Annotated in this window: 19 protein-coding genes, 1 tRNA gene and 1 riboswitch; of the genes, 12 read left to right on the plus strand and 8 right to left on the minus strand. The window is 72.6% G+C overall.

Annotation, left to right across the window (positions count from 1 at the left end; all coding sequences use genetic code 11):
- Positions 1 to 24: 24 nt before the first annotated feature.
- The gene (gene hrpA, locus MLY01S_RS02965) at positions 25 to 4,140 is read right to left on the minus strand and encodes an ATP-dependent RNA helicase HrpA (RefSeq protein ID WP_067189152.1); all 4,116 of its coding nucleotides are present in this window, start codon (positions 4,138 to 4,140) and stop codon (positions 25 to 27) included.
- A 151-nt stretch (positions 4,141 to 4,291) separates the two neighbouring features.
- Between hrpA and putP the strand changes: the two genes are divergently transcribed.
- Complete coding sequence (gene putP / locus MLY01S_RS02970; RefSeq protein WP_067189154.1) at positions 4,292 to 5,914, plus strand: sodium/proline symporter PutP; 1,623 nt, start codon at positions 4,292 to 4,294, stop codon at positions 5,912 to 5,914.
- A 67-nt stretch (positions 5,915 to 5,981) separates the two neighbouring features.
- Here putP and MLY01S_RS02975 read toward each other — a convergent pair whose 3' ends face one another.
- From MLY01S_RS02975 to MLY01S_RS02990, 4 genes are all read right to left on the minus strand, one after another.
- Positions 5,982 to 7,388 carry an NAD-dependent succinate-semialdehyde dehydrogenase gene (locus tag MLY01S_RS02975; RefSeq protein WP_067189156.1) on the minus strand — a complete coding sequence of 469 codons (1,407 nt, stop codon included), beginning with the start codon at positions 7,386 to 7,388 and terminating at the stop codon, positions 5,982 to 5,984.
- Between the two features lie 65 nt (positions 7,389 to 7,453).
- A complete protein-coding gene (locus tag MLY01S_RS02980) occupies positions 7,454 to 8,116 on the minus strand; it encodes a DNA-3-methyladenine glycosylase I (protein WP_067189158.1) in 663 nt (220 codons plus the stop codon).
- Positions 8,117 to 8,283: 167 nt separating this feature from the next.
- Positions 8,284 to 8,868, minus strand: a complete 585-nt coding sequence (locus MLY01S_RS02985) for a hypothetical protein (protein WP_067189160.1) — start codon at positions 8,866 to 8,868, stop codon at positions 8,284 to 8,286.
- 4 nt (positions 8,869 to 8,872) lie between these two features.
- Positions 8,873 to 10,012, minus strand: a complete 1,140-nt coding sequence (locus tag MLY01S_RS02990) for a YkvI family membrane protein (protein ID WP_067189161.1) — start codon at positions 10,010 to 10,012, stop codon at positions 8,873 to 8,875.
- A gap of 207 nt (positions 10,013 to 10,219) precedes the next feature.
- Here MLY01S_RS02990 and MLY01S_RS02995 point away from each other — a divergent pair, with 207 nt between their 5' ends.
- A complete protein-coding gene (locus MLY01S_RS02995) occupies positions 10,220 to 11,596 on the plus strand; it encodes a YjiH family protein (RefSeq protein WP_067189162.1) in 1,377 nt (458 codons plus the stop codon).
- 136 nt (positions 11,597 to 11,732) lie between these two features.
- Here MLY01S_RS02995 and thiC read toward each other — a convergent pair whose 3' ends face one another.
- Positions 11,733 to 13,487 carry a phosphomethylpyrimidine synthase ThiC gene (gene thiC / locus MLY01S_RS03000; protein WP_067189164.1) on the minus strand — a complete coding sequence of 585 codons (1,755 nt, stop codon included), beginning with the start codon at positions 13,485 to 13,487 and terminating at the stop codon, positions 11,733 to 11,735.
- Between the two features lies 1 nt (position 13,488).
- Positions 13,489 to 13,601: riboswitch (TPP riboswitch) on the minus strand.
- A gap of 78 nt (positions 13,602 to 13,679) precedes the next feature.
- Here thiC and thiD point away from each other — a divergent pair.
- Entirely contained in the window at positions 13,680 to 14,570 is an 891-nt protein-coding gene (gene thiD / locus MLY01S_RS03005; RefSeq protein ID WP_082739572.1) for a bifunctional hydroxymethylpyrimidine kinase/phosphomethylpyrimidine kinase, read from the plus strand.
- 57 nt (positions 14,571 to 14,627) lie between these two features.
- Here the strand turns inward: thiD and MLY01S_RS03010 are convergent.
- Together MLY01S_RS03010 and thiE are read right to left on the minus strand one after the other, a co-directional pair.
- A tRNA-Arg gene (locus MLY01S_RS03010) sits at positions 14,628 to 14,700 on the minus strand.
- A 43-nt stretch (positions 14,701 to 14,743) separates the two neighbouring features.
- Positions 14,744 to 15,445 (minus strand): thiamine phosphate synthase, encoded by a 702-nt coding sequence (gene thiE, locus MLY01S_RS03015; protein ID WP_067189166.1) that lies wholly within the window; start codon positions 15,443 to 15,445, stop codon positions 14,744 to 14,746.
- 161 nt (positions 15,446 to 15,606) lie between these two features.
- Between thiE and MLY01S_RS03020 the strand changes: the two genes are divergently transcribed.
- The 9 genes from MLY01S_RS03020 to thrB all read left to right on the plus strand — a co-directional run bounded on the left by MLY01S_RS03020 (position 15,607) and on the right by thrB (position 26,064).
- Positions 15,607 to 16,977 carry an FAD-dependent oxidoreductase gene (locus MLY01S_RS03020; protein ID WP_082739573.1) on the plus strand — a complete coding sequence of 457 codons (1,371 nt, stop codon included), beginning with the start codon at positions 15,607 to 15,609 and terminating at the stop codon, positions 16,975 to 16,977.
- Positions 16,974 to 17,219 carry a sulfur carrier protein ThiS gene (thiS, locus tag MLY01S_RS03025; RefSeq protein WP_067189167.1) on the plus strand — a complete coding sequence of 82 codons (246 nt, stop codon included), beginning with the start codon at positions 16,974 to 16,976 and terminating at the stop codon, positions 17,217 to 17,219. The genes MLY01S_RS03020 and thiS overlap by 4 nt, the downstream gene beginning before the upstream one ends.
- Before the next feature lie 2 nt (positions 17,220 to 17,221).
- On the plus strand, positions 17,222 to 18,061 hold the full coding sequence (locus tag MLY01S_RS03030; RefSeq protein ID WP_280642836.1) for a thiazole synthase: 840 nt from the start codon (positions 17,222 to 17,224) through the stop codon (positions 18,059 to 18,061).
- Positions 18,058 to 19,389 (plus strand): HesA/MoeB/ThiF family protein, encoded by a 1,332-nt coding sequence (locus tag MLY01S_RS03035; RefSeq protein ID WP_082739576.1) that lies wholly within the window; start codon positions 18,058 to 18,060, stop codon positions 19,387 to 19,389. The genes MLY01S_RS03030 and MLY01S_RS03035 overlap by 4 nt, the downstream gene beginning before the upstream one ends.
- Positions 19,386 to 21,056, plus strand: a complete 1,671-nt coding sequence (gene argS, locus MLY01S_RS03040) for an arginine--tRNA ligase (protein WP_067189170.1) — start codon at positions 19,386 to 19,388, stop codon at positions 21,054 to 21,056. Before MLY01S_RS03035 ends, argS begins: the two co-directional genes overlap by 4 nt.
- 11 nt (positions 21,057 to 21,067) lie before the next feature.
- Entirely contained in the window at positions 21,068 to 22,591 is a 1,524-nt protein-coding gene (gene lysA / locus MLY01S_RS03045) for a diaminopimelate decarboxylase (protein WP_082739578.1), read from the plus strand.
- 77 nt (positions 22,592 to 22,668) lie between these two features.
- Positions 22,669 to 23,991, plus strand: coding sequence for a homoserine dehydrogenase (locus MLY01S_RS03050; RefSeq protein WP_067189172.1), 1,323 nt, complete (start codon positions 22,669 to 22,671; stop codon positions 23,989 to 23,991).
- A 7-nt stretch (positions 23,992 to 23,998) separates the two neighbouring features.
- Positions 23,999 to 25,111, plus strand: coding sequence for a threonine synthase (gene thrC / locus MLY01S_RS03055; RefSeq protein ID WP_067189174.1), 1,113 nt, complete (start codon positions 23,999 to 24,001; stop codon positions 25,109 to 25,111).
- Positions 25,111 to 26,064, plus strand: a complete 954-nt coding sequence (thrB, locus tag MLY01S_RS03060; protein WP_067189176.1) for a homoserine kinase — start codon at positions 25,111 to 25,113, stop codon at positions 26,062 to 26,064. The genes thrC and thrB overlap by 1 nt, the downstream gene beginning before the upstream one ends.
- The last annotated feature ends 251 nt before the right edge of the window (positions 26,065 to 26,315 follow it).

A 26,315-nucleotide genomic window follows, 5' to 3' on the forward strand; every position in this document is an offset into this window, starting at 1 on the left:
GGTGCACGTCTACCGGCCTGCGCCTCAGGCACCCTTCGCCCGGTTCAGCGCCTGGCGCACGCGCTTCTCGGACACGGACACGGCGGTGTTGAGCTCCTGGGCGAAGAAGGACACCCGCAGCTCCTCGAGCAGCCAGCGCACCGCGTCCAGATCCGCCGGCAGTGGGGTGTCCGGGTATCGGCTCCGGTGCGCCTCCACGGCGGCGTCGAAGTCGTCCTCGAGTCCCTGGACGATCGCCATGTGCTGGCCGTCGCGCTGCAGGTGGCCGCCGGCGTCCAGCTTGGCCAGCCGCGCCTCGATGCCGGCGATGTACCGGGGCAGGTGCTGCAGCTGCTGCCAGCCGGTGGCGGCCACGAAGCCGTCGAAGACGAGCTGGTCCAGGTGCGCCTTCACGTCGGACAGGGCCGGGGCCATCGCCAGGGACACGGACCCCTTGAGACGGCGGCGCACCGCCGCGGCCCCGGAGAGCACCCGCTCCACCAGGGATGTCACCGCGAAGACCGTGTCGATCAGCTCGGCGCGGACGCGGTCGAACAGGGCCCGGAACTCGGCCTCGGAGAAGGGCAGCTCGTCCCCGACGAGCCGGTCCACCGCCGCCGTCGTGCAGTCCGCCACAAGCGAGTCCACGGAGCCGTGGGGGTTCTGGGTGAAGGTCAGCTTCTCCCGGTTGTCCAGGTGGTCCATCACGTAGCGCTGCGGTGAGGGCAGGGTGGCCAGCAACAGCTGGATCACGCCGGCACGGTGCCAGACGGCCTGATCCTCCCGGGAACGCGCCACCGTCAGCCCGGCGGCCGGGGAACCCCTCGGGCCCGGCTCCGGCACGAGCGTGGGATAGCCGGTGATCCGCGGCCCGCCCGGGGCCGAAGCGGTGGACACCTTCCGCTCGAGCGTCCCGAACGACCAGGACGTCAGCCCGTGCAGCTCCTGGAAGGCGGCCGCCGAGCCCTGGGCATCGCGCCCGTCCTTCCCGACGACGGCCCCCTCCCGGGTGCCTGGGCCCGCCGTGCCCCGTCCCCGCCGGCCCTTGCTCTGACCGGCTCCGGGCGTGGGGGCGGCGGTGTCCTTGCCGGACAGGCGTGCGGCGATGGCCGAGCGGTTGGCCGTGGCCAGGCGGGTCTGCAGGTCGGCCAGGTCCTGACCGGCGCCCACCACGGCGCCGCGGTGGTCCACGATCCGGTAGTCCATGCGCAGGTGGTCCGGCACGGCGTCCAGGCGCCAGGCGCCGGGCTCCACGATCTGCCCGCGCAGCCGTCTCACCGCCGTGGACAGCGCCTCCGGCAGGGACTCGGTGCGCGGGTCCGCGTCGGACTCCAGGGCGGCGGCGAGCTCGCGGGCCACGTCCGGGGCCGGGACCAGGTGCTTGCGGGTGGCCTTGGGCAGCGCCTTGATCAGGGCGGTGATGAGCTCGGCTCGCAGGCCGGGCACGAGCCAGGCGAAGCGCTCCGGGTCCATCTGGTTCAGCACCAGCACGTCCAGGGTGACCGTGATGCCGTCGGTGCCGGAGGCTCCGGTGGGGTCGAAGGTGTAGTCCAGGTCCAGTTCTAGCGCGTCCCCGCCGGGCAGCGGGTGCATGAAGGTGGTGGGGAATGCGTCCTGGTCCAGTTCCTCGGCCGCGGTGGTCATCAGCTGGGCGGGGTCGAAGTCCAGCAGGTCCGGGGTCTTGTGGCGCTGCTTCTTCCACCAGGTGTCGAAGTGCCGCTCGGAGACCACGTTCGCGGGCACGCGCTCGTCGTAGAAGGCGAAGAGGTCCTCGTCCGAGACGCGCAGGTCCCGGCGGCGCAGGCGGGCCTCGAGCTCGTCCACCTCGGCCAGGGCCTTCCGGTTGCGGGCGAAGAAGTGGTGACGGGTCTTCCAGTCGCCCTCCACCAGGGCGCGGCGGAGGAACAGCTCGCGGGACAGCACCGGGTCGATCCGGCCGAAGCGCACCATGCGGTCCTGCACCAGCGTCACCCCGAGCAGCGTGACCTTCTCCTGCGCCACCACGGAGCCCTGGCGGCGGGACCAGTGCGGCTCGGAGTAGCTGCGCTTGACCAGCCCGGCGCCGACCTCCTCTGCCCACTCCGGCTCGATCCGCGCCACGGTGCGGGCCCAGAGCCGGGAGGTCTCCACCAGCTCGGCGGCCATCACCAGCGGGTGGCGTTTCTTGAACAGGGCGGAGCCGGGGAACACGGCGAACCGGGTGCCGCGCGGTCCGGCGTACTCCCGGCGCCGCTCGTCGTAGGAGCCGATCTGGGAGAGCAGCCCGGACAGCAGCGCCTTGTGCACGGGTTCGTGCTGGCCCACCGGGTCCACGGGGCCGGCCTGCACGGACACGCCCACCTGCTGGGCGAGCTGGCGCAGCTGTTGGACCAGGTCCTGCCACTCGCGCACGCGCAGGTAGTTGATGTGCTCGGTGCGGCACAGGCGGCGGAACGCGTTGCCGGAGAGCTCCTTCTGCTGCTCACGCAGATAGGCCCAGAGGTTGAGGATCGCCGTGAAGTCCGAGTGCGCGTCCGCGAAGCGGCCGTGCAGCTCGTCCGCCTGCTCTCGCTTCTCGGCGGGGCGCTCGCGCGGGTCCTGGAGGGTGAGGAAGGCGGTCACCACCATGACCTCGCGGACGCAGCCGCGCTCGCCGGCCTCCAGGATCATGCGGCCCAGGCGCGGGTCCACGGGCAGGCGGGCCAGGCGGCGGCCGAGCGGGGTGATGGTCCCGGCCGGGAAGGCGCGGGTCCGCCCGTTCCTCAGGGTGACCGGCTGACCGGTGTTCAGGGCACCGAGTTCGGTGAGGGCGGTGGCGCCGTCGGAGACCTGCCGTCCGTCCGGGGACTGCAGGAACGGGAAGTCCCGCACCTCGCCGGGGGTGGTGGCCACCCCGAGCGAGAGCATCTGCAGGATCACCGAGGCCAGGGAGGTGCGCAGGATCTCCGGGTCTGTGAACTCGGGGCGGGAGAGGAAGTCCTCCTCCGAGTACAGGCGGATCGCGATGCCGTCCGAGGTGCGGCCGGAACGTCCCGAACGCTGGTTCGCAGAGGCCTGGGAGACGCGCTCGATCGGCAGACGCTGGACCTTCGTGCGGTTCGAGTACCGGGAGATGCGGGCGGTGCCGGTGTCGATGACGTACTTGATGCCCGGCACGGTCAGGGACGTCTCCGCCACGTTGGTGGCCAGCACGATCCGGCGCCGCACGCCCTTGCCCGCCCGGGAGAACACACGGTGCTGCTCGGCCATGGACAGGCGGCCGTAGAGCGGCAGGATCTCGGTGCCGGCGAGCGTGGCGTGCCGGGCCACCACGGACTGGAGGGCGTCGGCGGCGTCGCGGATCTCGCGCTCGCCGGGAAGGAACACCAGGATGTCCCCGTCCGGCTCGTCGGCCAGCTCCAGCACGGCGTCGCCGATCGCGTCCACGGGGTCCCGGGTCTCGGCGGCGTCGTCCGCGTCGTCGTACTCGTCGTCCGGGGAGGGCTCGGCCGCCAGCGGCCGATAGCGGATCTGAACCGGGTAGGTGCGTCCGGAGACCTCGATCACCGGGGCGGGCACGACGACGGCCCCCTCCTGGACCTCGACGGTCTGATCCGGATCGTCCTGCTCCGTGGCGGGACGGCCGAAGTGGCGGGCGAAGGACTCGGGGTCGATGGTCGCGGAGGTGACGATGAGCTTCAGGTCCGGGCGCTGCGGCAGGATCTGCTTGAGGTAGCCGAGCAGGAAGTCGATGTTCAGGCTGCGCTCGTGGGCCTCGTCGATGATGATCACGGAGTACCGCTGCAGCAGTGGGTCGTGGGGGATCTCGGCGAGCAGGATGCCGTCCGTCATGACCTTCACGCGGGTGTCCGCGGAGGTGGCCGAGGTGAAGCGGACCTGGTAGCCGACGGTCTGGCCAATGGGCTCCTGCAGCTCCTCGGCGATGCGCTCGGCCACGGAGCGGGCCGCGATGCGGCGCGGCTGGGTGTGGCCGATCGTCCCGTGCTCGTCCAGGCCGAGGGCCAGGCACATCTTGGGCAGCTGGGTGGTCTTGCCGGAGCCGGTCTCGCCGGCGACGATCACCACCTGGTGCTCGGCGATCGCCTCCATGATCTCCTCCCGCCGGGCCGCGACCGGGAGGTGCTCGGGGAAGGTGACCGGGCGCGCGCCGACGGCGGGGGAAGAAGTGGTGGGGTGCGTCATGACGTCGCACAGTCTACGTGGCAGCCTCGAAGGCAGCCGACTGTGTTCCATCTCACAAACCCCTGCTGTGACCAGTCTCCATACTCCCTGAATCTCGCTCTGACCTGGGGTTCCATTGGGGATGAGTGGCTGATTGTGCAACGGTGGAATCATGGACTTGAACACCGTCTTCCTGATAGCGGCGATTCTGCTGTATTTCACGGCGATGATCTTCATCGGCCTGTACGCGGCTCGCCAGAACACCGACCTTGACGACTACATGCTCGCCGGGCGCAACATGAAGCCGTCCGTCGCGGCGCTCTCCGCCGGTGCCTCGGACATGTCCGGCTGGCTGCTGATGGGCCTGCCGGGTGCGATCTACGCCTCCGGTCTCGTTGAAGGCTGGATGGCCATCGGCCTCACCGTCGGCGCCTGGGTGAACTGGAAGGTCGTCGCCCCGCGACTGCGCTCCTACACGGAGGTGTCCGGCGACTCGATCACCATCCCGTCCTTCCTGGAGAACCGCTTCAAGGACCGCACTCACATCCTGCGGATCGTCTCCGGCCTGATCATCCTCGTGTTCTTCACCTTCTACGTCTCCTCCGGCATGGTGGCCGGTGGCAAGTTCGTGGAGTCCACCTTCGGCCCGAACTCCTTCTATGCCGAGGGCCTGGAGATCAACTACCTCACCGGCATGCTCGTGGTCGCCGGCATCACCGTGCTCTACACCCTGTTCGGCGGCTTCCTCGGCGCCTCCCTGACCGACGTCGCCCAGGGCCTGCTGATGTTCGTCTCCCTGCTCCTGGTGCCGATCTTCGTGATCGTGGACATGGGCGGCTGGAACGCCGTGGTCGAGGGCATCCGCGCCGTGGACGCCCAGCCCAACGCCGAGGGCGTGATGGTCGACCACCTGTCCCTGTTCAAGAACGCCACCCTGATCGGCGTCCTGTCCTCCGTGGCCTGGGGCCTGGGCTACTTCGGACAGCCGCACATCATCGTCCGCTTCATGGCGCTGCGCACCCCGCAGGATGCCACCACCGGCCGTCGCGTCGGCGTCAGCTGGATGGCCCTGTCCGTCTTCGGTGCCGTGATGGTGGCGCTGGTGGGCATCGCCTACTTCCAGGCCAACCCCGGCACCACCCTGGATGACACGGAGACCGTGTTCCTGGTCCTGGCCGCGATCCTGTTCCACCCGTTCGTCGCCGGCCTGGTGTTGGCCGCCGTCCTGGCCGCCATCATGTCCACGATCTCCTCGCAGCTGATCGTGTGCTCCTCCGCCCTGGTGGAGGACCTCTACAAGGTGGCCGGCAAGGACCCGTCCCCGAACACCGGCCTGTGGCTCGGCCGCATCGGCGTGCTGATCGTCGCCGTGATCGCCGGCATCCTGGCCCTGAACCCGGAGGCCTCCGTGCTCGAGCTCGTGTCCTTCGCCTGGGCCGGCTTCGGCGCCGCCTTCGGCCCGGTGATCCTCCTGGCGCTGTACTGGGAGAAGTTCACCTCCTGGGGCGCCATGGCCGCCGTGGTCTCCGGTGCCGCCGTCGCCTGGTTCTGGTCCAAGGCCGATGAGAAGACCTGGGAGTGGTTCGGCCTCTACGAGATCGTCCCCGGCTTCCTGACCGCTCTGATCCTCGGTGTGGTGGTGTCCCTGTTCACCCAGCGCTCCCGCCAGGTGAACGAGGAGATCAACCGCGAGTTCACCGGCGCCATCGACATCGTCGCCGGCAACGAGGTGACTGCCGCCGACCTGAAGGCCACCACGGCCGAGGGCGGCTCCAGCGCCGCTCCGACCGTCTGATCGCCTGACGCACACGAAGGGCCCCGCCGGATTCCGATCCGGCGGGGCCCTTCGTCTGTCCGCGGCGTCAGCCCTTCACGGCGTAGAGACGCTTGTTGGCGAACTCGTCGATGCCGAGCGGGCCGAGCTCGCGGCCGAAACCGGAGCGCTTCACGCCGCCGAACGGCATCTGGGCGCCCATGGCGGCGTCCATGTTCACGTTGGCCATGCCGACGTGCAGGCGGGAGGCGACCTGCTTCGCCTGCTCGGTGTCCGTGGAGTACACGGCGGAGCCGAGGCCGAAGGCGGAGTCGTTGGCCAGGTCCACGGCCTCGTCCGCGGAGGAGACCTTGTAGACCACGCAGGCCGGGCCGAAGAGCTCGTCGCGGTAGGCGGCGTTGTCCTCGTCCACATCGGTGATGACAGCCGGGGAGAGGTAGAAGCCGCCGCCGGCCGGGCCCTCGACGCGCTCGCCGCCCACGTGGACGGTGGCGCCGCCGGCGCGGGCGTCGGCGATCTGCTTCGCGAGGCCGTAGGCCGCGGCCTCGGAGGACAGCGGGCCGTAGATGTCGGTCTCGCGGCCGGTCGGGTCGCCCGGCCTGAGGGCCTTGACCTGGGTGACGAGCTCGTCCACGAAGTCCTCGTAGAGGTCCTCCATGACGATCATGCGCTTGTTGGAGTTGCAGGCCTGGCCCCAGTTGCCCATGCGGCGCTGCAGCGCCTCGCGGGCCGCCTCGCGGGCGTCCGCGGCGGAGAGCACGATGTACGGGTCGGAGCCGCCGAGCTCGAGCACGCACTTCTTCAGGTGGCGGCCGGCCTGTTCGGCCACGGCCGCGCCGGCGCGCTCGGAGCCGGTGAGGGAGACGCCCTGCACGCGCGGGTCCGCGATGATCGTGGACACCTGGTCATGCGAGGCGAAGAGGTTCTGGTACACGCCGGCCGGCAGGCCCGCCTCGTCCAGCAGATCCTGCAGCAGCTGGGCACACTCCGGGGTGATCTCGGCGTGCTTGAGCAGCACGGTGTTGCCGAGCACGAGGTTCGGGGCGGCGAAGCGGGCGACCTGGTAGATCGGGTAGTTCCACGGCATGATGCCGAGGATCGGACCGAGCGGAAGCTTCTCGATGTACGCGGTGCCGCCGTCGAAGTCGGTGATCTCCTGGTGCGCCAGCAGCGTCGCCGCATTGTCGGCGTAGTAGCCGAAGATCTGGGCGGAGAAACGGACCTCGCCGATGGCCTCGCCGAGGCGTTTGCCCATCTCCTTGGTCACGACGGCGGCGATGTCCTTGGCACGCTCGGCGAGCAGCTCGGAGGCGCGCTTGACGATCGCGGCGCGCTCGGACAGCGGCCGGGAGGACCACTGTTCGAAGGCGGCCTGGGCGGCGTCGAGGGCCTGGGCCACCTCGGCGTCGGTGGCGGTCGGGTACTCGCGGACCAGCTCACCGGTGGCGGGGTTCTGGGTGCGGTAGCCGCGGTCGGCGGTGGAGGGTGCGGTCACGTCGGTGACTCCTTCGCTGTCGATAGTCGGGAACGTCGTTCCCCTCCATCCAATCGTCCGGGCGGTCAGTCGGTCCAGATGCCCGACGTTCCCCTTCGCCAGGAGCCGAGCAGGTGGGTGTCCACCACGCCCACCGCCTCCATGAGGGCGAAGCAGGTGGTGGGTCCGACGAACCGGAACCCGTGCCGCTTCAGGGCCTTCGCCAGGGCGCGCGATTCCGCCGAGGTCGAGGGCACCTCGTCCATGCGTGCCGGGGCGGGCGTCTGCGCGGGCTGGTGGGCCCAGACCAGTCCGGGCAGGCCACGGTGCGGACGGTTGCCCGCCCCGTCCCAGCCGTGTCCCGCCCCGGGAGAGCCCGGATGCAGCGGGGCGAACTCCTCGTCCCGGATCGCCAGCGTGGCCTGCGCGTTGGCGATCGCCGCGGCGACCTTCAGCCGGTTCCGGATGATCCCCGGATCGGCGAGCAGGGCCCGGACCCGCTCCGGGCCGAACGCGGCCACGGCCTCCGGGTCGAAGCTGGCGAAGGCCTCACGGAAGGCCGGGCGCTTGGCCAGCACGGTGCGCCAGCTCAGCCCGGACTGGAACGCCTCCAGGCTCAGGCGCTCGTAGAGGCCGGCCTCGTCCGTGACGGGCAGGCCCCATTCGGTGTCGTAGTACTCGCGGAGCATCTCGTCCGCCGTCGCCCAGGGTGGGCGGGCGAGGCCGTCGTCGCCGATCACGCAGTCCATGGCACCACCGTAGGGCGCCGCCGAGGAGGGCCGGCGCCGGGCCCCGCGAGTGTGGGGGAGCGGGCGCCCTGTGCAGGAGAGGACGAACGGCACATCGGTGCCGCCCGGCCCCTCGGAGCGTGGCGGCCCCGGCCGGGCCGGCAGAGCCGCCCGTGCGGGGCACCTGCTCAGAGCCGCCCGAGGACGCCCTTCCAGAAGGCCTTGGCCTCGGTGACGGCCTCCGAGGACGGGAGCCTGGCGTGGCCGAGGGCCACAGCGGCCTTGGGCGCGGCGCCCTCGGCGACCTTCTTGTCGTTGATCGTCACGGCCACGGAGGTCCCGTCGGTGAAGTCCGCGCGCCAGTAGCGCCACTTCTCGGTGGCGGAGGTGCGCGGTTCGCCCTCCAGCGTCCAGGCGGCGCCGTCCTCGGTCAGCGCCGCCGGGACGACCTCGACGACGCGGTCCAGCGCCTCGTCCATCGTGCCGGCCACGGTGCGGGAGACGTTGGCGTCGAAGGTGCCGTCCTTGCGCTGGCCGGGCAGCCGGCGTCCGATGTGCTGCTCGTAGGCCACGGCGATCCCCTGTGCCCACCACTCCGGGTTGGAGCAGCCGCCCTGCTCCCGGATGGCGGCGAGGGCGTGCTCCGCCAGTCCGCGGTGGTCCAGCTCCTTCCCGCCGGCGGCGTCCAGCCGGGCGGTCCAGTCCTCCCACGCGATGGAGGTGGCCTTGACGAGGGCGTCGATGTTCGCGCCGCGGGCTGCAGGGGTGCTCATGGGTTCAGGCTACGTCCGCCGCGTCCTTCCGGGCCATGGCCCAGCGCGCGAGGATCAGCACGATGATCACCATGCCGGCGTAGCCCAGCGCCGGGTAGACCCACCCGATGAGGTCGGAGAAGCCGACCAGGGACAGCACCACGGACACCGCTGCGGTGACCGTGGCCAGCAGCCATCGCGGCACGCGGCGCAGTCCGCCCACCAGGGACAGCCGGGTCGTCGCACCGAAGAGGCAGGACAGAGCTGTGGTGAACTGCGCGAGCAGCAGCACGGCCGTGTACACCAGCGCGAGCCACGGTGCGATCTGCCCGGCCAGCTCCACCATGGGCAGGTCGGTGCGTCCGATCAGCGTGGCATGCGCCGTCATCGCGAGCATGATGGCACCGGCCATCACCACCAGCCCCAGCGCGCCCAGGCCGGCGCCGGCGGCAAGGGTGGCCGGGCGTGAGGAGGAGACGCGGCCGACCGGGGCCAGCACGGCGTAGGCGAGCTGGAAGTTGAAGGCCACGTAGAGGACGCCGGAGACCCACCACTGGTTGATCATGGGAGAGGAGTTGACCAGGTCGGCCACGTCCTCGGCCACGGCCGCCCCCGGGTTCGCCATGCCCCAGACGGCCACACCCACGGCCACCACGATGATCAGCGGCACCACCACCGCCTGAACGCGGACCAGGCCGGAGATGCCGGCCAGCACGGAGAGCACGCAGGCGACGGCCATGGCCCCCGCTCCGACGAGCGGCGGCCAGCCGAGCGCCCCGTCCAGGGCGGCGCCGGCGCCGGCGAGCATGATCACCAGCGTGCCCACCAGAGACACCGTGATGGTCACGTCCGTGAAGACGGTCGGCACGGCCGAGCCGGTGGGGTTCACCAGGTCGTGGATGGCGGCCGAGCGCAGGCGCTGGGCCAGCAACAGGATGATCAGGGACAGGGCGAAGAACAGCGCGCCGGCGATCGCCAGCGCCCCCATGCCGCCGAGCAGGCCGAAGCTCACGAAGTACTGCAGGATCTCCTGGCCGGAGGCGTAGCCGGCGCCGATCGTGGTGCCGATGAACGTGGCGGCGATGCCCAGCGGCCCGGTGGGCCGCAGCTGCCGATGGAAGCGGCCGTCGTCGTGGGCGGGCTCGGTGGCGGCGGAGGAGGTCATGCGGTCACCGTAACGCCTGGGGGAGATGTTCGTGTGGGACGGGACGGCGCCGACCGGGTCCCTCGCGCTCCCGACGGCGGCTCCCTCGCCTTCGGCCGGGCGGCAGGCGGACCCTGCCCCGGTGATTTTGTGGGTCAACTCACGGTGGATACCGTGGGCCGGGTGTCTGAGCGGGGAACGGCCCCGATGACGAGGGGAGAGCACTCCATGACCGAGACCCGCACCGCGGCCGCGTCGGCCGTCGGGTCCCACCGCCGCTCGGCGGCCTGGTTCCTCGTCCCGTCCCTGATCGGCCTGGCCCTGTTCGTGGTGCCGCTGCCGGCCGGCGAGGACGGGGTGTCCATCCCGATCGCGCTGATCGCCGGCGCTCTGCAGGACGTGCTGGCCCCGGCGCTGCCGTGGATCGCGGTGGCCGTGATGGCCGTCTCCGTGCTCGGCGTCCTGGTGGTCGCGCTGACGAAGCCGGACCTGAGCGCCCGGCCCGTGGTGAGGTCCCTGTTCGACGTCGGCCCCGTGTGGACCGTCGTCCGCGTGGTGGGCCTCGTGCTCGGGGTCATGACCGCCCTGCGGATCGGGCCGGAGGCGCTCGTGGGCGAGGACACCGGCGGGCTGATCATGGATCTGGTGACCCTGATGGTCACCGTGTTCCTCATCGCCGGCCTGCTGCTGCCGCTGCTGCTGGACTTCGGCCTGCTCGAGTTCGCCGGCGCACTGATGCGCAAGGTCATGCGCCCGCTGTTCACGGTGCCGGGCCGCGCCTCGGTCTCCTCCCTGGCCGCCTGGCTCGGCGACGGCTCCATCGGCGTGCTGATGACCGGCCAGCAGTACCAGGCCGGCCACTTCACCCGCCGTGAGGCCGCCGTGCTGGGCACCACCTTCAACGTGGTCTCGGTGACCTTCACCATCGTGATCGTCGGCCAGCTGTCCCTGCAGCACATGTTCGGCCCGTTCTACCTGACGATCGTGGTGGCCGGCCTGGTGGCCGCCGTCATCATGCCCCGCATCCCTCCGCTGTCCCTGTTCCCGGACGAGCGCTTCCCCGGCGCCCCGCAGGTCGAGAACGAGGACGACACCGCCGCCTCCGACCCGCGCCCGCTGCTGTCCCGTGCCTGGCACGCCGCCCGCCGCCGCGCGGACGAGGTGGGGGTGCGGGAGGTCGCCCGCACCGGTGCCTCGAACGTGCTGGAGATGTGGCTGGGCATCCTGCCGGTGATCATGGCCATCGGCACCGCCGCCGTGCTGGTCGCCGAGCACACCCCGCTGTTCACCTGGCTCGGCGCCCCGTTCATCCCGGTGTTGGAGCTCATGGGCGTCCCGGAGGCCGAGGCGGCCTCGCAGGCCCTGTTCATCGGCTTCGCGGACATGCTCCTGCCGGCGGTCATCGTCTCGGACGTCACCGCGGAGATGACCCGGTTCGTCATCGGCGCCCTGTCCGTGTCCCAGCTGATCTACATGTCCGAGGTCGGTGGCCTGCTGCTGGGCTCGGCCATCCCCGTCCGCTTCCACCACCTGGTCTCGATCTTCCTGCTGCGCACCGTGATCTGCCTGCCGGTGATCGTGGGCATGGCCCACCTGCTGTACTGAGCCGGGTCAGAGGCGGCGGCCCCGGAGAACGACGCCGGCCGGTCGCCTTCCACAGAAGGCCACCGGCCGTCGTCGCGCGTCAGGAGGGCGGCGGCCGCGCAGGACTGTACCGCCGGCCCGGAGCCGGACTCGCGGCTCAGGCGTCGGCCGCGGTGCGCACGGTGGGCTCGGGCAGGTAGACGCTGCCTCCGGCGGCCCTGAACTCCGCGGCCTTGGCGGCCATGCCCTCCGCGGCGATGCGCGCCTGCTCGTCGGCTCCGCCGAACTCGGAGCGGATGTCCTGGCTGATCCGCATGGAGCAGAACTTCGGCCCGCACATGGAGCAGAAGTGCGCGGTCTTCGCCGGTTCGGCCGGGAGGGTCTCGTCATGGAACTCCTCGGCCAGCTGCGGATCCAGGGACAGCCCGAACTGATCGCGCCAGCGGAACTCGAAGCGTGCCTTGGACAGCGCGTCGTCCCGGTCGCGGGCGCCGGGGTGACCCTTGGCGACGTCGGCGGCGTGCGCGGCGATCTTGTAGGTGATCACGCCGGTCTTCACGTCGTCCCGGTTCGGCAGGCCCAGGTGCTCCTTCGGCGTGACGTAGCAGAGCATCGCGGTGCCGTAGCGGGCGATCTCGGTGGCGCCGATGGCGGAGGTGATGTGGTCGTACGCCGGGGCGATGTCCGTGACCAGGGGCCCGAGCGTGTAGAACGGCGCCCCGTGGCAGAGCTCCTGCTGGCGTTCCACGTTCTCCCGCACCAGGTGCAGTGGGATGTGGCCGGGGCCCTCCACCATCACCTGCACGTCGTGCGCCCACGCCCGCTCCGTCAACTCGGCGAGCGTGTCGAGCTCGGCGAACTGGGCGGCGTCGTTGGCGTCCGCCACGGAGCCCGGCCGCAGGCCGTCGCCCAGGGAGAACGCGACGTCGTAGCGCGCGAAGATCTCGCAGAGCTCGTCGAAGTTCTCGTAGAGGAAGTTCTCCTTGTGGTGGCCCAGGCACCAGCCGGCCATGATGGAGCCGCCGCGGGAGACGATGCCCGTCACGCGGTCCGCGGACAGCGGCACGTGGCGCAGCAGCACGCCGGCGTGGACGGTCATGTAGTCCACGCCCTGCTCGCACTGCTCGATCACGGTGTCCCGGAAGACCTCCCAGGTCAGGGCCTGGTGGTCCCCGCCGACCTTCTCGAGGGCCTGGTAGATCGGCACGGTGCCGATCGGCACCGGGGAGTTGCGCAGGATCCACTCGCGGGTGGTGTGGATGTCGTCGCCCGTGGACAGGTCCATCACGGTGTCTGCGCCCCAGCGGGTGGCCCACTGCAGCTTGGAGACCTCCTCGGCGATCGAGCTGGTCACCGCCGAGTTGCCGATGTTCGCGTTGACCTTCACGGCGAACGCCTTGCCGATGATCATCGGCTCGGACTCGGGGTGGTTCACGTTCGCCGGGATGATGGCGCGGCCGGCCGCGACCTCGGAGCGCACCAGCTCCACGTCCACGCCCTCGCGCAGGGCGACGAAGCGCATCTCCGGGGTGATCTCGCCGCGGCGGGCGTAGTGCATCTGCGTGACGCACGCGCCCTCCTTGGCGCGCAGCGGGGCCCGACGCTCGCCGGCCCACTCCTGTGAGGCGGCGCCGCGACGCACGGCCGAGCGGCCGTCGTCGAGCAGGTCGCGCTCGCGGCCGGTGTACTCCTCCACGTCACCGCGGTCGCGGATCCAGTCCTCGCGCTGTGGCGGCAGGCCCTGCGCCGGGTCGCAGCCCGGGCCCATCGTGCGGTAGACGCGCAGGGGCTCGTTCGGGGTGCCGTCCGGGGAGTCGTCCTGGGTGATCTCGGTGACGGGGACGCGGATGCCGTGCTCGGCGTCCTCGAGGTGGGCGAGACGGTGGGTGCGGTAGTTCTCGGGCGCGGACATGCGCCATCACTCTCCTTCTTCCTTCGCCGGCATGATCCGGACAGGTTCAGACGGTTGTCAGGCGGCATCAGCCCGATCTCAGTCCCGTGCCGTGGGACTCCCGTGGGGGTGCCCTGGACGCTAGCACAGTCCGTGGCGCGCGTCTCATCTCACCGGCTAGGGTGCGTGGCGACGACGGAGGGAGACAGGCAGATGACGGAGGAGACGGGCGCCCTTGCAGCGGCCGCAGCAGGCGTGCCGGCCGCAGCGCGTGCACAGGCGGTGCCGCGGGTGCTGAGCATCGCAGGATCGGACAGCGGCGGCGGCGCCGGGATCCAGGCCGACGTGAAGACGATCGCGGCCTGGGGCGGCTACGGGATGACCGTGGTGACGGCCGTGACGGCGCAGAACACGCAGGGCGTGCAGGCGGTGCACCCGCTGCCGCCGGAGGTGGTGCAGGACCAGCTGGATGCGGTCGGCTCGGACATCGCGGTGGATGCCGTGAAGGTCGGCATGCTCGGCTCGCCGGCGGTGATGGAGGTGGTCTCCGCGTGGCTGGAGGGTTGCGCGGCCCCAGTGGTGCTGGATCCGGTGATGGTCGCCAGCAGCGGGGACAGCCTCACCGCCGTGGACGCCGCCGCGTGGGTGCGGCTGCTGGACGCCGCCGACCTGGTGACACCGAACCTGCCGGAGCTGGAGATCCTCACCGGGGAGAGGGTGCCGGACTGGGAGAGTGCCATGGAGGCCGCTGGAGAGCTGGCGGCACGGCACGCGGTGACCGTGCTGGTCAAGGGCGGCCATCTGGACCCGGACGAGCATCCGGCCGGCGTGCCGGACGCGCTGGTCGTGCCGGGGGAGGACGCCGTCGTCGTGACGGGGCCCTGGCAGCGCGTGCGGTCCACGCACGGGACCGGCTGCACCCTGGCCTCCGCGCTGGCCACGCTCGCCGGCGCCCGGCTCGACTGGGAACAGGCGCTGCGGCAGGCCAAGCCGTGGCTGGCCGAGGCGATGGGCCGGGGTGAGGCGCTCGCGGTCGGCAGAGCGGAGCTGCCCGGCTGGCACGGTCCCGTGGACCACGGCTGGCGGGAGCGCGAGCGGCGCTGAGAACGAGAGGAGCCGGGTCCTCGCATCGCTGCGTGGACCCGGCTCGACGTCGGTGAGTGCCCCCGGCAGGAATCGAACCTGCGGCCTTTGGTACCGGAAACCAACGCTCTATCCCCTGAGCTACGGAGGCGGGGGTCGGCGCGCGTCACCAGGACGCGGCGGACTCGACAACACTACACCATCGCCTGGCGCAGCGCCCGTGCCGCAGCCTCCGGGTCCTCGGCCTGGGTGATCGCGCGGACCACCACGATCCGCTCGGCCCCGGCCGCGCGCACCTGGGGCACCTGTGGCACATCGATGCCGCCGATGGCGAAGAACGGGGACGGCTTCCCGCCGCCGGCGGCGATCTGCGTGCTTCGGGCCGCGGCGTGCTGCGGCAGGTGGAGCCCCACGGCGGGGCGGCCGGGCTTGGTGGGGGTCGGCCAGATCGGACCGGTGCAGAAGTAGTCCAGCCCCTCGTCGGCCAGAGCGGCGTCCACCTGCTCCGGGGTGTGACAGGACCGGCCCAGCACCACGTCCGGGCCGAGCACGGCACGGGCCTGCTGCGTGGTCAGGTCCGTCTGACCCACATGGAAGACGTCCACGCCGGCCAGCCGCGCCACGTCCGCGCGGTCATTGGCGGCCACCAGGGCGCTGTGGGCCTCGGCGGCCTCGCGCACCAGGGCCAGCGCCTGCAGCTCCACCGCCACGGGCACCTGTTTGTCCCGCACCTGCAGGATGTCCACTCCGCCGGTGAACACCGCGCGGCAGAACGTGGAGAAGCGGTCCTTCTCCAGCCCGCCTCCGGCGTCCAGGAACCGGGCCAGATCCGTGCACAGGTACAGGCGGGCGTCGGCGAGGCGGTCACGCAGCGCAGCGGGATCGGTATGGGCCATGACACCACTGTGGCAGACTGGGTGCCGTTCCATGGGAGCCCGGGCCGAGACCGCCGGGCTGAGAGGGCCACACGGCCGGGACCGCCCCACCGGGCTTCCCGCGGCAGGCCGACCATCTGACTCGATGCGGATCATGCCGCCGTGGGGAGGAGACCGAGGGGATGCGTGTCCTCGTCGCCGGTGCCGGGATCATCGGCCTGACCACCGCCGTGGGCCTGCGTGCCGCCGGGCACGCCGTCCAGCTCGTGGCCCCCGAACTCGCCGCTGTCCTCGCCGGGCCGGCTCCGGACCCATCCCGGCTGAGAGTCGCCGGGGCCACACACGCCGCCGCCGGAATGCTCGCCCCGGTGGCCGAGACCCAGCACGGCCAGGACGCCCTCGGCCCGCTGCTGCGCCGGGCTTGGGCCGGCTGGCCGGCACTGATCGAGCTGCTCACCGCCGCCGGCGCCGGCTCCACCGGGCATCGCACCGAGGGCTCCTGGATCGTCGCCGCGGACGCCGCCGACCGGGACGCCTGGGCCCACCTGCTCGCCCGCACCGGTCCCGACGACGGCCGCCTCACCCCCGTCACGGCTCGCGCCCTCCGCTCGGCCTCACCCGCCCTCGCCCCGGGACTCGCCGGCGGCTGGGACGCTCCGGACGACCACCAGGTGGACCCGCGGGCGCTCGCCGCGACCCTGCTGCGTGCCCTGATCCGCCCCGCCTGCGACGTCCTGCCTGGGCCGTCGGCTCGACTCACCGCCGGACAGGTGACCGAGGCGGTGCAGGAGGAGGAGCACGTGCGAGTCCGGACCCGGCCGGCCGGTGACGGCGGGGTGCAGGGTGACGCGCCAGGCGAGTCCGTCCCCACGGCCGATGCCGGCCGGCGCCCCGAGGCGGTCGGCGAGGCGGAGGCCACGGCCGACGTCGCGGTCCTGGCCGCCGGGCTCGGCCACGGTCTGATCGCCGGGGACCCCGCCGCGACCCCGCTGCCGCTGCGCCCGGTCCACGGAGACGTGCTGCGTTTGCGTGTGCCGGCCGACCAGCTGCTGCCGGGCGAGGACCACCTGCTCGACCGCACCGTCCGCGGGCTCGTCCACGGCCGGCAGGTGTACCTCGTGCCACGGGCGGACGGCACGCTGGTGGTCGGTGCCACCGCCCGGGAGGACCGGCTGGCCGGCACCCGTGCCGGCGGCGTGCTGGACCTGCTGCAGGACGCCTGCACCCTGGTGCCCGCCCTGCGGGACTGCGAGCTGCACCAGGTGCACACGGCCGCGCGCCCCGGCACCCCGGACGACCGCCCCTGCCTCGGCGCCCTCCCGCACGCACCGCGGATCGTGGTGTCCACCGGCTACCACCGCCACGGCATCCTGCTGGCCCCCTGGGCCGCCGAGGCCGGGTGCGCGCTCGCCGAGCACGCCGGGGGTGTCCTGCCGCAGATCGATCCGGCCCTGGCCGCCACCCTGGCCGCCGCGGACCCCGCCCGGTTCGACGGCACCGCGGCCCACGCCCCGACCACCTGCCAGTCCGACGCAAGGAGCGCACACGCATGAGCACCCTGACGCTGACCCTCAACGGGAAGTCCGCTGAGGTCCCCGCCGGCACCACGTTGCGGCAGCTCGTGGCCGAGACCATCGGCCGCGAGGTCGCCGTTGACGGCACCGCGGCCGACGGCGGCCGCCTCGGTGTGGCCGTGGCCGTGGACCGCCACGTGGTGCCGCGCTCGGCCTGGGACGCCACGGTGCCGCGGGACGGTGCGGCCGTGGACCTCGTCACCGCTGTCCAGGGAGGCTGAGCGTGGACACCGCTGCGGATACCGCCGTGCCGCCCCTGCGGATCGGCGGGTACGAGCTCGCCTCCCGCCTGATCATGGGCACCGGCGGCATCACGGACCTCGCCGCTCTGGAACGTGCGCTGGTGGCCTCCGGCACCACGCTCACCACGGTCGCCCTGCGCCGCTGGGCCACGGACACCCGCGCCTCCATGGTCCAGCTGCTGGACCGCCTCGGCATCGACGTGCTGCCCAACACCGCCGGCTGCCACACCGCCCGGGACGCCGTGCTCACCGCCCGGCTGGGCCGGGAGGCCCTGGAGACGGACCTGGTGAAGGTGGAGGTCATCGCGGACGAGCACACCCTGCTGCCGGACGTGGTGGAGACCCTCGAGGCCACCGAGCGGCTGGCCGCAGACGGCTTCACCGTGCTCGCCTACACCTCGGACGACCCCGTCACCGCCCTGCGCCTGGAGCAGGCCGGCGCCGCCGCCGTCATGCCCCTGGGTTCGCCCATCGGCTCCGGGCTGGGCATCCTCAACCGGCACCACCTGGAGCTGATCGTCACCCGGGCCGGTGTGCCCGTGGTGCTCGACGCCGGCGTCGGCACCGCCTCGGACGTCACCCTGGCCATGGAGGCCGGGTGCGACGCCGTCCTGGCCGCCTCCGCCATCACCCGCGCCGCCGACCCGGCCCGCATGGCCTCCGCCTGTCGGCTCGCTGTGGCCTCCGGGTGGCACGCCGCCCGGGCCGGGCGGATTCCGCGCCGTGAGCACGCCCGGGCCTCCTCGCCGCGGGTGGGCCGGATCGACCCGACGCCGGACGCCGCCGGGGAAGGGGACGCGCACGGAGGGCAGGGGCGGTGAGCCGGACCCCGCAGCATTCCTCTCGGCCCCGCGGGGGCCCGCAGGGCCTGGAGGACCTGGACGACACCCAGCTGGAGCGCTTCTCCCGGCAGCTCACCCTGGACGGCTTCGGTCCCGAGGCACAGCTGGCGCTGCTGCGCTCCCGCGTGCTCGTGGTCGGCGCCGGCGGGCTCGGCTCGCCCGTGCTGGCCTATCTTGCCGCCGCCGGGGTGGGGGAGATCCACGTGGTGGACGACGACGTGGTGGACCGCTCCAACCTGCACCGCCAGGTGATCCACGGCGAGTCCACCCTGGGGGAGCCCAAGACCTCCTCGGCAGCGGCGCGGATGCGGGAGCTGCACCCGCAGTGCCGGGTGGTCGAGCACCCGGTGCGACTCACGGCGGCCAACGCCCTGGAGCTGATCACCGGCATGGACCTGGTGGTGGACGGTGCGGACACCTACGGCACCCGCTACCTGGTGGCCGACGCCTGCGAGATCGCCGGCGTGCCCGTGGTGTGGGGAGCGATTCTGCGCTTCGCCGGGCAGCTGTCCCTCTTCGCCCCGGGCCGTACGCGCTACCGGGACGTCTTCCCGGAGGAGCCCGAGCCGGGCCAGGTGCCCACCTGCGCCGCGGCCGGCGTGATCGGCGTGCTGCCGGGCATCGTCGGCTCCCTCATGGCGGCCGAGGCGATCAAGCACCTCTCCGGCGTGGGGGAGACGCTCACCGACCGGCTGCTCACCGTGGACGCGCTCACCCTGCGCTTCACCACCCTGGCCCTCGCCCCGGATCCGGCGCGCCCACCCGTCACGGACCTGAGCGAGCACGAGGCGCACGGCGCACCCGGATGCGCCGCCGTCGTCGAGGATCAGGGACGGCAGGACGGCACAGCCCCTGCTCGTGCCGACGGCGCCGATGCCGCTGCGCGGGGACGAGCCACGGGCGAACTGGACCCCGCGGCGCTCGCCGCCCTGTTCGCGGACCCTCAGGCCCGCGCGGGTCTGATGCTGGTGGACGTCCGGGAGGGGTGGGAGCGACGGGTGGACCGGATCGAGCCGCCCGAAGGCGTTGCCGACCGTCATCTGCCGCTGGACGAGCTGCTGGCCGACCCGCAGCGGCTCCGACCCGACGGCGCGCGGACCGTGGTGCTCTGGTGCGCTTCCGGCGCCCGGTCCGCCCGCAGTCTCGCAGCGCTCGCCGATGCCCGCCCAGAGCTCGCGGACACCCTGCACACGCTCGGCGGGGGACTGGCTGCGTGGCGGGCCGAGGGCCGCCGGGAACCCACCGGCCGGACCCCCGCGCCACAGGACGACGCGCAGGACGTCCCGCCCCTAGACTTGGCCCCGTGAAGCCTGAAGAACTCGCCTCCCTGATCCATGCCCAGCTGCTGGCCGCCGTCGAGGACGGCGCTCTGCCGGAGACCCTCCGTGAGGAGCTCTCGGACGATCGCGTCCGCGTCGAGCGTCCCCGCAGCCGCGAGCACGGAGACTGGGCCACCAACGTGGCCATGCAGTTCGCCAAGAAGGCCGGCATGAACCCGCGCGAGTTCGCCGCCGTCCTCGCCGAGCGCGTGGGCGCCCAGGAAGGCGTGGCGAAGGTCGACGTGGCCGGCCCCGGCTTCCTCAACATCACCCTGGACGCCGCGGCCGCCGGGCAGCTGGCCCGCCAGATCGTGGAGGCCGGCGAGGCCTACGGCCGCAACGACGCCCTGGCCGGCCACGTGGTGAACATGGAGTTCGTCTCCGCCAACCCCACCGGCCCGCTGCACATCGGCCACACCCGTTGGGCCGCCCTGGGCGACGCCATCACCCGCCTGCTGCGCGCCTCCGGAGCCGACGTCACCGCCGAGTACTACGTCAACGACGCCGGCAACCAGATGAACGTCTTCGCCGACTCCGTGCTCGCCCGCCTGCACGGGCGCGAGGTCCCCGAGGGCGGCTACCCCGGCCAGTACGTGCAGGACCTCGCCGACCAGGTGGCCAAGGACCACCCGGATGTCCTGGACCTCACGGACGAGGCCGCCCGCCCGGTGGTCCGCGAGGCCGCCTACGAGCTGCAGATGCAGGACATCAAGGACACGCTCACGGCCTTCGACGTGCACTTCGACGTGTTCACCTCCGAACGCCGCCTCCACGACACCGGCGCCATCGGCCAGGCCGTCGAGCGCCTGCGGGAGCAGGGCCACGTGGAGGAGCGCGAGGGTGCCGTGTGGCTGAAGACCACCGCCTTCGGCGACGACAAGGACCGCGTGCTCATCCGGGCCAACGGCGAACCCACCTACTTCGCCGCGGATGCCGCCTACTACCTGGACAAGCGCGACCGCGGATTCACCGAGAAGGTGTACCTGCTCGGTGCGGACCACCACGGCTACGTCGGCCGTCTCAAGGCCATTGCGGCCGCTGCCGGCGACGACCCGGCGCAGAACATCGAGATCCTCATCGGCCAGCTGATCTCCGTCAACGGCGCCAAGCTGTCCAAGCGCGCCGGCAACATCATCGAGCTCAAGGACCTCGTCGAGTGGCTCGGCCGCGACGCCCTGCGCTACGACCTGGCCCGCTACCCGGCCGACTCGCCGATCACGATCGACCCGGAGCTGCTGCGCTCGGCCACCAACGACAACCCGGTCTTCTACGTGCAGTACGCCCACGCCCGCGCCTGCAACGCCGCCGAGACCGCCGCCGCCCACGACGTGGACCGCTCCGCGTTCGACGCCTCCCTGCTGACGCACCCGACCGAGGGCGAGCTGCTCGCCCAGCTGGCCGAGTTCCCGTCCGTGGTGGGCATGGCCGCCCGCCTGCGCGAGCCGCACCGCATCGCCCGCCACCTCGAGGTCGTCGCCGGCGCCTACCACTCCTGGTACGCCGCCTGCCGCATCGTCCCAGCCCCGGAGCAGGACGGCACCCGCGGCGCAGTGCAGGACGTCAACCGCACCCGCCTCTGGCTCAACGACGCCACCGCCCAGGTCCTCCGCAACGGCCTGGACCTGCTCGGCGTCTCCGCTCCCGCCAAAATGTGAGGAGGCCCGCCATGAGCGAGCCCGACAAGACCACCGGACCGGCCGTCGTCGGGAAGGAGTCCGCGCAGCCCCCGGCCGCGGGCGCCTCCCTGCTGGCCCCGGACTGGCTGCCCGCCCCGGGCGACGCCAACGCGCTGACGGACCGACTGTGGGCCGCCGGCGTGGCGCGCGACGGCGCCGGGCAGCTCACCGTGCAGGGCATCCCCGCCGCCGAGCTCGCGGAGACCTTCGGCACCCCGCTGCTCGTGGTGGACGAGGACGACTTCCGCGCCCGTGCCCGCGCCTTCAAGTCCGGCTTCGAGGCCGCCTTCGCCGACCTCTGCGGGGGAGCGGACGTCTACTTCGCAGGCAAGTCCTTCCTCACCCTCTCCACGGCTCGGTGGGCAGCCGAGGAGGGCCTGCGCGTGGACACCGCCTCCGGCGGCGAGCTCGCTATCGCCCTGCGCGCCGGTGTGGACCCGGCGCACATCGGGCTGCACGGCAACAACAAGTCGGACGCCGAGATGCTGGACGCGCTCACCCAGGGCGTCGGCCGGATCATCGTGGACTCCGTGGACGAGCTGCGCCACCTGGCCGAGCTCGCCGCGCAGCACGGTCTGACGGCTCCGGTGATGCTGCGCCTGACCCCCGGCGTGCACGCGCACACCCACGAGTTCATCGCCACCGCACACGAGGACCAGAAGTTCGGCCTCTCCCTGGCCCCGGCCACGGGGGACGACGACGGCAACGTCACCGGGCGCTCGCCGGCGTCCGTGGCCGTGGAGGCGGCCCTGGCCGCGGAGTCCGTGGAGCTGATCGGCGTGCACTGCCACATCGGCTCCCAGATCTTCGAGGCCGACGGCTTCGCCCTCGCAGCCCAGCGCGTGCTCGCCTTCCTCGCCGAGGTGCGCGACGCCCACGGCGTCGAGCTGGCCGAGCTGGACCTCGGCGGCGGCCACGGCATCGCCTACACCGCCGTGGACGCTCCGCGCCCGCCGGCGCAGATCGCCGCGGCGCTGGCCGAGGCCGTCCGCGCCGCCACCGCCGAGCACGGTCTGGCCTGCCCGCGGATCTCCATCGAGCCCGGCCGCGCCATCGCCGGCCCCGCCGGCCTGACCCTGTACACCGTCGGGGTCACCAAGACCGTGGACGTGGACGCCCCGGACGGCACCACCGCCGCCCGCCGCTACGTGGCCGTGGACGGCGGCATGTCGGACAACCCCCGTCCCGTGCTCTACGACGCGGACTACACGGCCGTCTGCGCGAACCGCGCGCCGCAGGCCACCCCCGTGCTGTCTCGCGTGGTGGGCAAGCACTGCGAGTCCGGGGACATCGTGGTGAAGGACGTGTACCTTCCGTCAGACGTGGCCCGCGGCGACCTGCTCGCCGTCCCGGCCACCGGCGCCTACACCCACGTGATGGGCTCCAACTACAACGCGCTGCCCCGCCCGGCCGTCGTGGCCGTCACCGGGGGAGCGGCCCGCACGATCATCCGCCGGGAGACGGTCGCGGACCTGCTGGATCGCGAGGTCGACCCGCAGGACCCCGCCCGCTGAGGACGGCGGACGGCCCACACCGCACCGACGGCCGCCCCGTGCCGCGCACAGTCGAAGCAACGCCCACCAGGAGGACCATGACGCAGCCGCAGACCACCACCCAGGCCATCACCGTCGCCCTGCTCGGCGGCGGCACCGTGGGATCCCAGGTGGCCCGCATCCTCACCGAGGACGCGGACATGCTCGCCGCCAAGGCCGGTGCTCCGCTGCGCCTGGCCGGCGTGGCCGTGCGCTCGACGGACCGGAGACGTGACTACCAGCTGCCGAAGGGCATGTACACCACGGAGGCCGAGCCGCTGATCGACGGCGCGGACATCGTGGTCGAGCTGATGGGCGGCATCGAACCGGCGCGCACCCTGATCGAGCAGGCGCTGCGGGACGGCAAGGCCGTGGTCACCGGCAACAAGGCGCTGCTGGCCCGGCACGGCGAGGAGCTCTCGGCCATCGCCGCCGAGCACGGCGCCCAGCTGGCCTTCGAAGCCGCCGTGGCCGGCGCCATCCCCATCCTGCGTCCGCTGCGCGACTCGCTCTCCGGGGACCGGGTCACCCGCATCATGGGCATCGCCAACGGCACCACGAACTTCATCCTGGACCGCATGGACAGCGCCGGCGCGGACTTCGCCGACGCGCTGGCCGAGGCCCAGGAGCTGGGCTACGCCGAGGCCGACCCCACCGCAGACGTGGAGGGTCACGACGCCGCCGCGAAGGTCGCCATCCTGGCCACCCTCGCCTTCGGCACGGACTACTCCATCGACGAGGTCTCCTGCGAGGGCATCACGCAGATCACCGCCGCCGACTCCGCCGCGGCCGCGGACGCCGGCTACGTCATCAAGCTGCTCGGCATCGCCGAGCGCCGCACCGGACAGGACGGGGCCGAGGGCGCCGTGCTGCGCGTGCACCCCACCATGGTCCCCCGTGAACACCCGCTCGCCGCCGTCCGCGGCGCCTACAACGCCGTGTACGTGGAAGCGGAGAACGCCGGCGAGCTCATGTTCTACGGCCCGGGCGCCGGCGGAGCCCCCACCGCCTCCGCGGTGATGGGCGACGTGGTCTCGGTGGCCGAGCGCCTCGTGCGCGGCGGCCCGGCCCGCGTGCGCACCTCGATCGCCTCGCTGCCTGCGCTGGACGCCGAGGAGGCCCACACCTCCGTGATGGTGGTCCTCACCGTCGCCGATGCCCCCGGCGTGCTGCGCCGCGTGGCCGGCGTCTTCGAGGGCCACGGCGTCTCCATCGAGGCGATGCGCCAGAACTCCGCCACCGCCGAGGGCGAGAGCGAGGTCCAGCTGCGCATCATCACCCACCACGCCCGCCAGCGGGACCTCGACGCCACCGTCGAGGAGCTGCGCGACCTGGACGTCGTCCGCGGCGTCGTCTCCGTCGTCCGAGTCGAAGGAAAGTGAACACCTGATGGCACATCAGTGGAAGGGCGTCGTCCGCGAGTACGCCGACCGCCTGCCGGTCACCGAGCACACCCGCGTCATCACCCTGGGCGAGGGCGGCACCCCGCTGATCCGGGCTCCGCACCTGTCCGAGCTCGTGGCCGGCGACGTGTACGTGAAGTTCGAGGGCATGAACCCCACCGGCTCCTTCAAGGACCGCGGCATGACCATGGCCATCACGGCCGCCGTGGCCGAGGGGGCCAAGGCTGTGGTCTGTGCCTCCACCGGCAACACCTCCGCCTCTGCCGCCGCCTACGCGGCACAGGCCGGCATCACCTGCGCGGTGCTGGTGCCGGAGGGCAAGATCTCCATGGGCAAGATGTCCCAGGCCGTGGCCCACGGCGCCCAGATCCTGCAGGTCCAGGGCAACTTCGACAACTGCCTCGAGGTGGCCCGCAAGCTCTCCGAGAACTACCCGGTGTTCCTTGTGAACTCGGTGAACCCGGCGCGCATCGAGGGCCAGAAGACCGGCGCGTTCGAGGTGGTCGACGCCCTCGGCGACGCCCCGGACTACCACCTGCTGCCGGTCGGCAACGCCGGCAACATCACCGCGTACTGGAAGGGCTACCAGGAGTACGCCCGGCCGTACGTGAACCCGCACCCGGGCACCTCGGACGAGGAGCTTCCGGCCGTGGCCACCACGACGCCGACGATGTGGGGCTTCCAGGCCGCCGGCGCGGCCCCGATCGTGGCAGGCCACCCGATCCTCGAGCCGGACACGATCGCCACGGCCATCCGCATCGGCAACCCCGCCTCTTGGGACCAGGCCACCGCCGCCCGCGACGCCTCCGGCGGCCTCATCGACTCCGTGACGGACGAAGAGATCCTTCAGGCGCACCGCTGGCTCTCCTCCAAGGAGGGCGTGTTCGTGGAGCCGGCCTCCGCCGCCGGCGTGGCAGGGCTGCTCAAGCACCATGCCGCCGGCGACGTGCCCGAGGGCAAGACCTGGGTCATCACCGTCACCGGGCACGGCCTGAAGGACCCGCAGTGGGCCCTCAAGGCCGCCGACGGATCTGATGTCACCCCCGAGTCCGTGGACGTCGACGTGGTCACCGTGGCCAAGGCGCTGGGGCTGTCCTGATGCCGACGCTGCGTGCGCTCCCGGCCGGCCGGTCCGTGCGCGTGGCCGTGCCGGCCACCTCCGCGAACCTCGGCCCGGGCTTCGACACCCTCGGCCTCGCCCTGGAGCTGCGGGACGAGGTGACGTTCACCGTGGTGGACGGCCCCTCGTCCGCCCGCGTCACCGGGGAGGGGGAGGGGGCCCTGCCCGACGACGGCACGCATCTGATCATCCGCCTCGCCCTGGAGCATCTGGCCATCAGGGGCGCCACGGCGCCCGGTCTCGCCCTGCAGGCCCGCAACGTGATCCCACACTCGCGCGGCCTGGGGTCGTCCGCGGCCGCCGTGGTGGCGGCCCTGGCCGGTGCCGAGGCGCTGCTCGAGCCGGGGGACCGGCCGGATCCGGCCGGCCTGCTGGACGCGTGTGCGCACCGCGAAGGCCACCCGGACAACGTGGCGCCCGCCCTGCTCGGAGGCGCCACCGCCTCCTGGGTCGACGACGCCGACGGCGGCTTCCGCACCGCCAGGCTGCGACTGCACCCGGACCTGGTGCCGGTGGTGGCGGTGCCGGACGCCCGACTGGCCACCCACACCGCCCGCGGACTGCTGCCGGAGACCGTGCCGCACGCCGTGGCCGCCGCCCAGGCCGGCCGCGCCGCGCTGTTGACGCACGCCCTCGCCGAGGACCCGTCCCTGCTGCTGCCGGCCACCAAGGACTGGCTGCACCAGGACTTCCGTGCCTCTGCGATGCCGGAGAGCGCCCGGCTGGTCCAGGTGCTGCGCCGCGCCGGCCACGCGGCCGTGGTCTCCGGTGCCGGCCCGACCGTGCTGGTGCTCGCCGCCGGCGCGACGGCCGCCGAAGAAGCGGCCGGGCTGTTGCAGGCCGAGGCGGAGTCGACCGCGGCGCGCTGGACCGTGACGGTGAGTGCCGTGGCGTCCGAGGGTGTTAGGGTGGAGACACTCCAACACGGCTGACGGGAGCCGATCCAGGCGCTTGCTGCGGTGGCGGACCCGTCTTCCACACGTCCCGTTCTGGGACATCGGCAAGGACCGGTTCGCAGGCATCGCCGCGACGGCGACGACCACCTCCCCACCCGTGGCGGAGAACCCCCTCTTTTTCACCCGGCCCTCAGGGCTGCCGCAGCGCAGCACGGCCGGAAACCATCGACGAGCCGTGCCCGCAGTGAGCGCGCCACGGCCGAAACCGAGTCAGAAGGACCCTTCGT

Origin of the sequence: Micrococcus lylae NBRC 15355 (assembly GCF_001570885.1) — a bacterium.
Taxonomy (GTDB): Bacteria; Actinomycetota; Actinomycetes; order Actinomycetales; family Micrococcaceae; genus Micrococcus; species Micrococcus lylae.